Source organism: Streptomyces sp. NPDC054932 (assembly GCF_053610205.1).
In genome coordinates, this window is sequence record NZ_JBSGXU010000259.1 from 1 (window position 1) to 9,355 (window position 9,355).

The 9,355-nt window shown below is 72.3% G+C and carries 9 protein-coding genes and 1 pseudogene; 5 read left to right on the forward strand and 5 right to left on the reverse strand.

Going from position 1 to position 9,355, the window contains the following annotated elements:
• Positions 1-166 precede the first annotated feature (166 nt).
• From ACWGE1_RS37710 to msrA, 3 genes are all read left to right on the forward strand, one after another.
• Positions 167-1,765, forward strand: coding sequence for a M48 family metalloprotease (locus ACWGE1_RS37710; RefSeq protein WP_453424984.1), 1,599 nt, complete (start codon positions 167-169; stop codon positions 1,763-1,765).
• Positions 1,762-2,904 (forward strand): hypothetical protein, encoded by a 1,143-nt coding sequence (locus ACWGE1_RS37715; protein ID WP_453424985.1) that lies wholly within the window; start codon positions 1,762-1,764, stop codon positions 2,902-2,904. Before ACWGE1_RS37710 ends, ACWGE1_RS37715 begins: the two co-directional genes overlap by 4 nt.
• Positions 2,905-2,987: 83 nt before the next feature.
• Positions 2,988-3,656: a peptide-methionine (S)-S-oxide reductase MsrA gene (gene msrA / locus ACWGE1_RS37720; protein ID WP_453424986.1), complete on the forward strand. Its 669-nt coding sequence runs from the start codon at positions 2,988-2,990 to the stop codon at positions 3,654-3,656.
• Positions 3,657-3,695: 39 nt separating this feature from the next.
• Here the strand turns inward: msrA and ACWGE1_RS37725 are convergent.
• Together ACWGE1_RS37725 and ACWGE1_RS37730 are read right to left on the reverse strand one after the other, a co-directional pair.
• Positions 3,696-3,926 (reverse strand): annotated as a pseudogene (locus ACWGE1_RS37725) (NEW3 domain-containing protein); the annotation flags it as partial.
• A 25-nt stretch (positions 3,927-3,951) separates the two neighbouring features.
• Positions 3,952-5,025: an NAD(P)-dependent alcohol dehydrogenase gene (locus ACWGE1_RS37730; protein ID WP_453424987.1), complete on the reverse strand. Its 1,074-nt coding sequence runs from the start codon at positions 5,023-5,025 to the stop codon at positions 3,952-3,954.
• Positions 5,026-5,189: 164 nt separating this feature from the next.
• Between ACWGE1_RS37730 and ACWGE1_RS37735 the strand changes: the two genes are divergently transcribed.
• Positions 5,190-6,074, forward strand: a complete 885-nt coding sequence (locus ACWGE1_RS37735; RefSeq protein ID WP_453424988.1) for a helix-turn-helix transcriptional regulator — start codon at positions 5,190-5,192, stop codon at positions 6,072-6,074.
• On the opposite strand, the gene ACWGE1_RS37740 is transcribed toward ACWGE1_RS37735, so the two are convergent.
• The 3 genes from ACWGE1_RS37740 to ACWGE1_RS37750 form a co-directional block, all read right to left on the reverse strand.
• Complete coding sequence (locus ACWGE1_RS37740) at positions 6,064-7,047, reverse strand: N-acetyltransferase family protein (RefSeq protein ID WP_453424989.1); 984 nt, start codon at positions 7,045-7,047, stop codon at positions 6,064-6,066. The genes ACWGE1_RS37735 and ACWGE1_RS37740 overlap by 11 nt on opposite strands.
• A gap of 106 nt (positions 7,048-7,153) precedes the next feature.
• The gene (locus tag ACWGE1_RS37745) at positions 7,154-8,425 is read right to left on the reverse strand and encodes a L,D-transpeptidase (protein WP_453424990.1); all 1,272 of its coding nucleotides are present in this window, start codon (positions 8,423-8,425) and stop codon (positions 7,154-7,156) included.
• A 134-nt stretch (positions 8,426-8,559) separates the two neighbouring features.
• Positions 8,560-8,862 (reverse strand): hypothetical protein, encoded by a 303-nt coding sequence (locus ACWGE1_RS37750; protein ID WP_453424991.1) that lies wholly within the window; start codon positions 8,860-8,862, stop codon positions 8,560-8,562.
• A gap of 146 nt (positions 8,863-9,008) precedes the next feature.
• Between ACWGE1_RS37750 and ACWGE1_RS37755 the strand changes: the two genes are divergently transcribed.
• A complete protein-coding gene (locus tag ACWGE1_RS37755) occupies positions 9,009-9,353 on the forward strand; it encodes a hypothetical protein (protein WP_453424992.1) in 345 nt (114 codons plus the stop codon).
• Positions 9,354-9,355: the final 2 nt, after the last annotated feature.

Here is a 9,355-nt window from a genome sequence, read left to right on the forward strand (position 1 = left end):
CGCCCGGGCTCCGGGGTGGGGCGGTGCCCCACGGACCGGGGCGGAACCTCGGGCCAATAAAGTTGCTGTAAGTGACCATCGGGCCGCATGATGCGGCAGACGGCGGCCATCGACTCCCGCCGAGCACTTCAGCACCACTTTCATCCCGTGGGGGGATCTGTCCCGAATGGGCGCTTCACTGCGCGCCTTGCGCGCCCTCGTCCTGCTCGCCGGCTTCTATCTGCTCGGCGTGTTCCTGCTGGCCGCCCTCGGCGGCATCGACTACGCCGTCGTCACCTGGCTGCACGGTCCGATCGTGGCCAAGCTGCTCCTGGCCTCCGTCGTCCTGACCATCCCGATCGTGCGCGGCCTGTTCATGCTGCGCACCCCCAAGGGCGAGCCCCCGGCGGGCATCACCGTCAGCGAGGCGCAGGAGCCCGAGCTGTGGCGGATCGTGCGTGACATCGCGGAGCAGGTCGGTACCCGCGCGCCCGACGAGATCGTGCTGGTCGACGAGGTGAACGCGGCCGTCGCCGAGGACGCCCGGCTGCTGGGCCTGCGGCCCGGCACCCGCCGGCTCTACCTCGGTCTGCCCCTGATGACCGGCCTGGACGAGATGCAACTGCGCGCCGTGCTCGCCCACGAGATGGGCCACTACGCCAACTTCGACACCCGCCTCACCCCGCTGATCGCCCGCGGCCGCGCCCAGCTGATCCGCACCATCGGGTACTTCCACGAGCGCGCCGACAAGAAGGTCGCCAAGGAGCGCGCGAGGCAGGAGCGCAAGGACGAGAAGCGGATCGCCAAGGGCAAGAAGGCCAAGGGCGTCGACACCGCGGGCGAGGGCGCGATGTACCGCGCCATGGCCAAGATCTACATGGCGTACGGCAACTTCTACATGCGCGCCACCCGCTCCACCGCCCGCCGCCAGGAACTCGCCGCCGACCTCGCGTCGGTCCGGGTCGCCGGCCGCGACTCCGCCGCCTCCGCGCTGCGCGAGCTGAACGCCCTCGACTCGGCGCACGACTTCTACATGGGCTCGTACGCCACCCTCGGTGTCGGCGCCGGGCTGCTGCCCCGCCCCGGCGAGGTCTTCGGCGGTCTGCGCCGGCTCCTGGACGCGCGCCCCGGCGAACTGGACGGGCTGCGCCGGGACCTGTCGACCGAGCCCACCTCCCCCTACGACTCCCACCCCGCGCTGGCCGAGCGCGTGGCCCGCATCGAGGCCCTGCCCGACGACGGCCGCGGCGGTCAGGCCGCCCGCCCGGCCCTGGAACTGCTGACCGACGCCGACGCGGCGCTGGTCGCGCTGGAGCAGGTCGTCCTGACCCCGGAGGCGCTCGCGCTGAAGCGGGTCGACTGGGAGGACCTCGTCCACGAGTCCATGACCGTGTACGTCGGTCAGGGCGCGGAGGACATCCGCGAGGCCTTCAGCGCCGAGGGCGCGGGCCCCGGGCTCGGCGCGGTGCTCGACGCGATCGACGCCGACCCGGCGGTGCGCTGGCGCATCGCCGACCGCTTCCCGAAGTCCGAGGAGGCGCAGGCCGCCACCGGCCGCACGGCCCGCGAGTTCGCCCGCCCGGTCGTCCGGCGGGCCCTGAACCAGCTGGTCACCGTCGAGCTGACGGGCCGCGGCGCCGCCCGCTGGCAGCTGTCCTGGTCCGACTCGGCCACCCTGCGCTACCCGGCCGACGGTTTCGAGGAGCGGCTGGGCCAGGCCCTGGACGCGGCCGTCTCGGACCTGCCTGACACCGAATCCCTGCGAAAGCTGGTGCTCGTCCCGTGATCATCGCCCTCGCCGTCGTCGGCGTCATCCTCCTCGCCGTCGCCCTCTGGGTGCTGCGGGGCGTCTACTACATCCGCAAGGCCAAGGCCCTGGAGGCCGAGCTCGGAACGCTGAACGCCGGTGCGGCGGCCGCCGAGGCCGAACAGGAGGCCGAGAAGGCCGCGGCCGTCGTCGCCCTGGGCTTCGTGGCGGAGGCCGACCTCGACACCGAGAACTGGGCTCCGGTGCCCGCGGAGCGCACCGCCGCCCTGGCAGCCGCCCGGTCGGGCGACTGGGAGGCCGCGGCCGCCTACGTCGAGGCTGCGGGCCGGGACTGGCAGGAGCGCATGGAGCGGGTCCGCCCGCTGGCCGAGGCGGCCGCCGAGGACGACGCGTGGCTGCTGGCCTGGCGCGCGGCCCGGCCCGGGGACCCGACGGCGGCGCTGGTCAACGCCGACACCGGCGTGCAGGTCGCCTGGAACGTGCGCGGCTCCAAGGGGTCGAGCCACACCACGCAGGAGCAGTTCCGGATCTTCCACGAGCTGCTGGCCAAGGCGCAGGCGGACACGCACGAGGCCCAGCGGCTGGCCGATCCCGCGGACCCGACCCCGTACATGGTGGAGCAGCCCATCGCCTTCGGCCTGGGCTACTCGCACGAGCGCTACCGGGAGCTGTGGGAGGAGATCACCGGGCGCGCCCCGAAGGTGCTGTGGGCCCACCACACCGCCCTGCAGTTCTGGTGCCGGAAGTGGCGCGGCTCGCACGAGCTGGCGCTCGCCTTCGCCCGCGAGTCGGCTGCCGCGGGCGAGCCCGGCGATCTGCTGTCGCTGCTGCCGCTGATCGCGTACTTCGAGCAGATGACGGCCGAGGACGACCTCTCGGTGGACACGTACTTCAAGGAGCCGGAGATCGTCGCGGCGGTGGACGCGGCGCTGCTGGACCTGTCGGCGGCCGGCAACGACCACCCGCAGGCGCCGCTGATGCGGCACATGCTGGCGTACCTGCTGTTCTGGCAGGACCGGGACAGCGAGGCGGTCGAGCAGTTCCGGCACATCGACGGGTACATCGGGACCCTGCCGTGGACGTACGTGTCGAAGCCGAAGCAGCGGTACCTGTACGCCCGCGACTTCGCGGTGGGCCTGGTCACGCCGGAGCTCTGAGCGCCGCCGGGCGGTGACACGGAGCCGGGCCGGGAATCTGGGCCCGGCTCCGGCCGTTGAGGGGGTACCGAAGGAGGCGAACCATGTTCTCGTACCGCCGCACGCCCGAGCTCCCCACCCGCGAGGAGGCCCTGACGGGCCGCGCGGAGCCGCTCTTCGCGGTGCCCGACCGGCACACCGTGCTGGGCAACCCGCTGTCCGGCCCCTATCCCGCGCACCTCGAAGTGGCCGACTTCGGGCTGGGCTGCTTCTGGGGTGCCGAGCGCAAGTTCTGGCAGGCCCCCGGGGTGTGGACCACGCTGGCCGGCTACCAGGGCGGCTTCACCGAGAATCCGACCTACGAGGAGGTCTGCTCGGGTCTGACCGGCCACACCGAGGTCGTAAGGGTGGTCTTCGACCCGTCCCAGGTCTCCTACGCCGAGCTCCTGAAGCTGTTCTGGGAGTCCCACGACCCCACCCAGGGCTTCCGCCAGGGCAACGACGTCGGTACCCAGTACCGCTCGGCGGTCTACACCCACTCCCCCGCCCATCAGGCGACGGCGGAGGTCTCCCGCACGGCCTACCAGCAGGTCCTGGCCTCCTCGGGCTACGGCCCGATCACCACGGCGGTCCTGCCGGCGGCGGAGCGCCCCTTCTGGCCTGCGGAAGCCCACCACCAGCAGTACCTGGACAAGAACCCGGGCGGCTACTGCGGCATCGGCGGCACGGGCGTCTCCTGCCCGATCGGCGTGGCCAAGGCCCCGGGGGCGTGAGCGCCCCGGCCGGTTGAGGCCGGGCGGCCGGGCGGGCGCGCTCACCTGCCAGGCGGTGGTCAGCGCACGGCCCGGGGCGAGGGAGGCCGCGGTCGTGGGGCCGGTGGGCGTGGCCGTCCAGCCGGGCGGGAGGGTGACGCGTACGTCGGGCCAGGAACGGGCCGTTGCGTTCGAGACGGTGGTGGTGAGCGTCGAGGCCGACGGGTCGGCGGCCGCCGTCAGGCCCCATGCGCGGCGTACGTACGTGTCCGCCCACGAGGCGCGCAGCAGGGCGGCCGCCCCGACCCGACCTCCGTCAGATCGTCGACGCGTCGATCACGAAGCGGTAGCGCACGTCGCTCGCCAGCACCCGCTCGTACGCCTCGTTGATCCGGTCGGCGGCGATCAGCTCGATCTCCGAGCCCAGCCCGCGCTCGGCACAGAAGTCCAGCATCTCCTGGGTCTCGGCGATCCCGCCGATCATCGACCCGGCCAGGGTCTTGCGGCCGCCGATGACGGAGAAGAGGTTGAGCGCGACCGGCTCCTCCGGGGCGCCGACGTTCACCAGTGCGCCGTCGACCTTCAGCAGGCCCAGGTACGCGTCCAGGCCCAGCGGCGCGGAGACGGTGGACAGGATCAGGTCGAAGCGGCCGGCCAGCTCCTCGAAGGTGGCCGGGTCACCGGTGGCGTAGAAGTGGGAGGCGCCCAGCTTCAGGCCGTCCTCCTGCTTGCGGAGGGTCTGCGACAGGACGGTGACCTCCGCGCCGAGCGCGTGCGCGATCTTCACTCCCAGGTGGCCGAGACCGCCGAGGCCGACGATCGCGACCTTCTTGCCGGGGCCCGCCTGCCAGTGCTTGAGCGGGGAGTAGAGGGTGATGCCGGCGCACAGCAGCGGGGCGGCGGCGTCGAGGGCGAGGCCGTCGGGGATGCGGACGGTGTACTTCTCGTCGACGACGAGGTGGGTGGAGTAACCGCCGTACGTGGGCTCGCCCTTGCGGTCGAGGGCGTTGTAGGTGCCGGTCATGCCCTCGGCGCAGTACTGCTCCTGGCCGCGCAGGCAGTACTCGCAGCGGCGGCAGGAGTCGACGAAGCAGCCGACGCCCACCCGGTCGCCGGCGGAGAACCGGGTGACGGCCGCGCCGACCTCACGGACGACACCGGCGATCTCGTGGCCGGGGACCATCGGGTAGATGCCCTCGCCCCAGCCGTCGCGCACCTGGTGGATGTCGGAGTGGCAGATGCCGGAGTACTTGATGTCGATCAGGACGTCGTGCTCGCCGACGGGGCGGCGCACGATGGTGGTGCGCTCCAGCGGGGCCTTGGCGGCGGGGGCGGCGTACGCGGCGACGACGGTGGCCTGGGCTGCCCGGGCTGCCTGGGTGACGGACATGGGGGTGCTCCTCGAACGGTGAACTGCTTCTGCGGTGCCCCCCACGTTGCCCGCCCGTCCGGCGTCCACCCATCCCCCTGCCCTGCCTACGACTGGCGAACCTACCCCTGACGGGGTCAGGCTCACGCCTGCTCCGCGGCCTGCCGCCCGGGGATACTGGCCGGATGGACCAGCTTGATCAGCGAGCCTGCCTCGGCGAGTTCCTCCGCTCCCGCCGCGCGCGGCTGCGCCCCGAGGACGTGGGCCTGCCGGACTACGGGCGCCGCCGGCGCGTGCCCGGGCTGCGCCGTGAGGAACTGGCGCAGCTGGCGGGGGTGTCGGTCGCGTACTACACGCGGCTGGAGCAGCGCGACGGACACAACGTGTCGGTGGAGGTGCTGGACGCGCTGGCGCGGGCCCTGCGGCTGGACGGGACCGAGCGCGCGCACCTGATGGACCTGGCGCGGCCGAAGGCGCACCGGCGCCGTACGAGCCGGCGCCCGCAGCAGGTGCGGCCGGAGCTGCGGACGCTGATGGACGCGATGTGCGGCGTACCGGCGTACCTGGTGGGGCACCGGCAGGACGTGATCGGCTGGAACCGGCTGGCGGCCCAGGTCTTCGGGGACTTCGGGGCGCTGCCGGCCGCCGAGCGGAATCTGGTGCGGCTGGTGTTCCTGGACCCGGCGACGGCGGAGCTTTACGGGGAGTGGGAGTGCCGGGCGTGCGAGGTGGTGAGCAACCTGCGGGTGTACGCGGGTCAGCACCCGGACGACGAGCAGCTGTCGGCGCTGGTCGGGGAGCTGTCGGTGAAGAACGAGGAGTTCCGGCGGTTGTGGGCGGCGCACACGGTGGCGGACAAGACGCACGGGGAGAAGCTGCTGCGGCATCCGCTGGTGGGTGAGATGCGGCTGTCCTTCGAGACGCTGACGCTCCCGGACGACCCGGCGCAGTCCCTGGTCACCTTCCACGCGGTCCCCGGCTCCCCGTCGGCGGACGCCCTGCGTCTGCTGTCGTCGTGGTCGGCCCCGTCGGAGGAGGCCGGGGTGCGCAACCCGGCGGCTACAGGCTGAGCTGGTAGTACGCGGCGGGGCGGCCCGGGCGGTAGCCGAGGCTCTCGTTGACCGCCCGCATCGGGGTGTTGTCGTCGGCCACGGTGGTGGCGATCCGGCGCAGGCCGGGGTAGCGGTGCCGGGCCAGTTCCAGCATGTGCAGCTTGACCGCGCGGCCCAGGCCGTGGCCGCGGTGGGCGGGGGCGACCACCGTGTCGTACTGGAGGGCGCGCGGGCCGGCGGGGTCGGGCAGGACGAGTTCCGTGTACGCGGCCACCTCGCCCGCGCCGGTGACCGCGGCGACCGTGGTGATCTCGCCGCCCCGGTCCAGGATCAGCCGGTGCGCGGCGTGCAGCCGCTGCGGCGTCCAGGGCTCGATCTTCTCGTCGATGTCCCCCATGGGCGCGTCCTCCATCGCCCCGTGCGCCGTGGCCAGCGGCGCGGCCCAGTCGTCCGGCACCAGGCCGTGCCAGGAGCGCAGTTCGTACCCGGGGGCGGGGGTGGCCGGGGCCGCGGCCCCGGCTCCGGCTCCGGCTCCGGGCTGCGGCGGCACGTCCTGCTCGTACCAGGCCATGGGCAGGACGTTCTCGAAGCCGAGCGACTGTGCGAACGCCTGCCCCGGCCCGCCCAGGTCCACCAGCGTCGAGACCGAGGTGCGGCCCTGCGCGAGCAGCTCGGCCCTGACCTGCTCCCACAGGGCCCGGCCCAGGCCCCGGCGCCGGGCGTCCGGGCGTACGGCGAGCACGTCGAGGAAGGCGGTGTGCGCGTTGGCCTCGTCCGTGAACAGGAGCAGGGCGGCCACGCCCGTTCCGGCGTCCGCGGCCCAGAGCACGGCACGGCCGCGGGCCGGCGTCACGCTCAGCCGCCCGGCCACCTCCGTGCGGGCGGGCGGCGGCCCCTGCGGCAGGTCGGTGGCCTGCACGGCGGCGAGGACGGCGGTCCAGGCGTCGATTTCGGCATCGGTCGGGGGCAGCGACAGCGCGCGAATGGTCATACCGGGGACCCTAGATGATCCAGCGGGGCGGATCCTGTGGCCTTCGACGACGAACGGCGGGGACCCCGTGAGGGATCCCCGCCGTTCAGCGACTGCGGTGCGGGTGTCAGGCGGCCGAGCCGGCCTTCCACTCGTCCCAGCTCATGTTCCAGCCGTTGAGGCCGTTGTCCGGCTTGATGGTCTTGTCCGGGGAGTTGACCACGGTGACCACGTCGCCGATGAGCGAGTTGTCGTAGAACCAGGCGGCCGGCTGGTTCGGGTCGCCCGCGCCCTTGACGTCGTTCAGGCCCACGCAGCCGTGGCTGGTGTTGGCGCTGCCGAAGACCGAGTCCGCGCCCCAGTAGTTGCCGTGGAGGAAGGTCCCCGACTGGGACAGGCGCATGGCGTGCGGCACGTCCTTGATGTCGTACTCGCCCTTGCCCTCGCTGTTCTTGAAGCCCACGGTGGAGCCGTCCATCCGGGTCTCCTTGAACTTCTCGGAGATCACCATCTGGCCGTTGTACGTCGGGTTCTCCGGGGAGCCCGCCGAGATCGGGATGGTCTTGATGACCGCGCCGTCGCGGGTGACCGTCATCTTCTTGGTCTTCGTGTCGACCGTGGAGACCTGGCTGCGGCCGATCTTGAAGGTGACGGTCTTGTTCTGGACGCCCTGGACGCCGGGAGCGCCCTGGACGCCCTCCAGCGCCAGCTTCATCGTGACGGTGGAGTTCGCCTGCCAGTACTGCTCGGGGCGGAAGTCCAGGCGCTGCGCGCCGAACCAGTGGCCGACGACTTCCTGGCCGCTGCTGGAGGTGACCGTGATCGCCGCCTGGACCGCCTTCTGGTCCTTGATCGGCTTGTTGAAGGAGATCGAGACCGGCATGCCCACGCCGACCGTCTGACCCTCGTCCGGTACGAACGAGCCGACGAAGCTGTTCTCCGGGGAGATGGTGGTGAAGGAGGCGTTCTCGTGCGCTTCCTTGCCGTCGGCATCCTTGGCGGTCGCCGCCAGGGCGTACTTCGTGGAGCGCTTCAGGGCGGCGTCGGGCTTCCAGCTCTTGCCGTCGGCGGCGATCTTGCCGGCCACGGCCGTGCCCTCGCTGGTCTTGAGCTCGACCAGGGTCAGCGTGCCGTCGGCGACGGCGACGTTGGCCGCGTCGTTGAGGCCGACGTTGGTGGCGCCGTCCTTGGGCGTGATGGTGATCTTGGCCTTGGACGCGTCCTTGGCCGCCGCCGCGTCGACGTCCGCCTGGGCACTGGCGGAATCGCCCTTGCCCTTCGGCTTCTCGTCGTCCCCGCCGCCGCACGCCGAGAGCACCAGCACCCCACCGAGAACGGCGGATATGGCCACCAGGGACCGCTTCCGCCGCTTACTGTCCGTCCTCACACGCCACTCCATCGTTGCCGGATACCCCGGAGGCTGACGTCCCCGGGGTTGGCCGGGCAGGGGGACGCACCCCCTGCCTGGTCCTGACAACGCGTTAACGGCGCCGGCCGGTTCCACATTCCATTCGGATGTGGTCCACCACACGGTCAGGCGTTGTCGGGTTCCTCGTCGAAGTCCCCATCTTCCTCGTCCATGTCCCACTCCATCGACTCGGGGTCGTATTCGACGGGCTCGCTGCTCCAGGAGGCCTGGGCGAGCTCCACGCCCGGGATGTCCGCGACCAGGTCAGTGGGGTCGACGAGGTAGGCGAGGGCTTCCGACTCGTCCTCCCGGACGGCGGACTCGGCGTGGCCGCGCTCCTCGTCCGGCATGAACTCGTCGGCCTTGATGTGTTCGAGCGCGGCACCGGTGAGCGCATGGACATCCGGTACTTCCAGTACCAAATCCACCCGGAGCCGTACATATCGTGATGTCTCAGAAGAGTTCATACGACGGAGAGTAAGCCCGCGGAAGCCCCGACTTTCCCACGACCCGCCCCTTTCCGTAGCATCACCGCACACGGCCAATTCGCTGCTGCCACAAGGGGGATCGCACCGTGTCCGCACGCCGACCGCTGCTCACCGCTCTCGGAGCGACCACCCTCCTCGCCGCCCTGTGGTTCGTACCCTCGGCGGGCGCCACCTCACCAGGCGCCGCGGAGGCCCCCTCCGCGGTGCCCACGGGCGCGAACACCGCGGGGACGACCACCGGCCCCGGCGGCTCCGCCGCCACCCACGGGACGGTCACGGGGACGTCCGCCGGGCCGACCGCGCAGCCGCAGTCGCTGCTCGCCGACACCGGATCCGCCGACACCACCCCCTACCTCCTGGGCGGCACCCTCTTCCTGGGCATCGGGGCCGGGGCCGTGGCCTTCTCGGTCCGCCGCTCGCACTCGCTCTAGAC

What these genes read in the sequence shown, in the direction of transcription:
- msrA (WP_453424986.1), top strand. Translation starts at nt 2,988, where the DNA reads ATGTTCTCGTACCGCCGCACGCCCGAGCTCCCCACCCGCGAGGAGGCC.
- ACWGE1_RS37735 (WP_453424988.1), top strand. Translation starts at nt 5,190, where the DNA reads ATGGACCAGCTTGATCAGCGAGCCTGCCTCGGCGAGTTCCTCCGCTCC.
- ACWGE1_RS37745 (WP_453424990.1), bottom strand. Translation starts at nt 8,425, where the DNA reads ATGGAGTGGCGTGTGAGGACGGACAGTAAGCGGCGGAAGCGGTCCCTG.
- ACWGE1_RS37740 (WP_453424989.1), bottom strand. Translation starts at nt 7,047, where the DNA reads ATGACCATTCGCGCGCTGTCGCTGCCCCCGACCGATGCCGAAATCGAC.
- ACWGE1_RS37710 (WP_453424984.1), top strand. Translation starts at nt 167, where the DNA reads ATGGGCGCTTCACTGCGCGCCTTGCGCGCCCTCGTCCTGCTCGCCGGC.
- ACWGE1_RS37730 (WP_453424987.1), bottom strand. Translation starts at nt 5,025, where the DNA reads ATGTCCGTCACCCAGGCAGCCCGGGCAGCCCAGGCCACCGTCGTCGCC.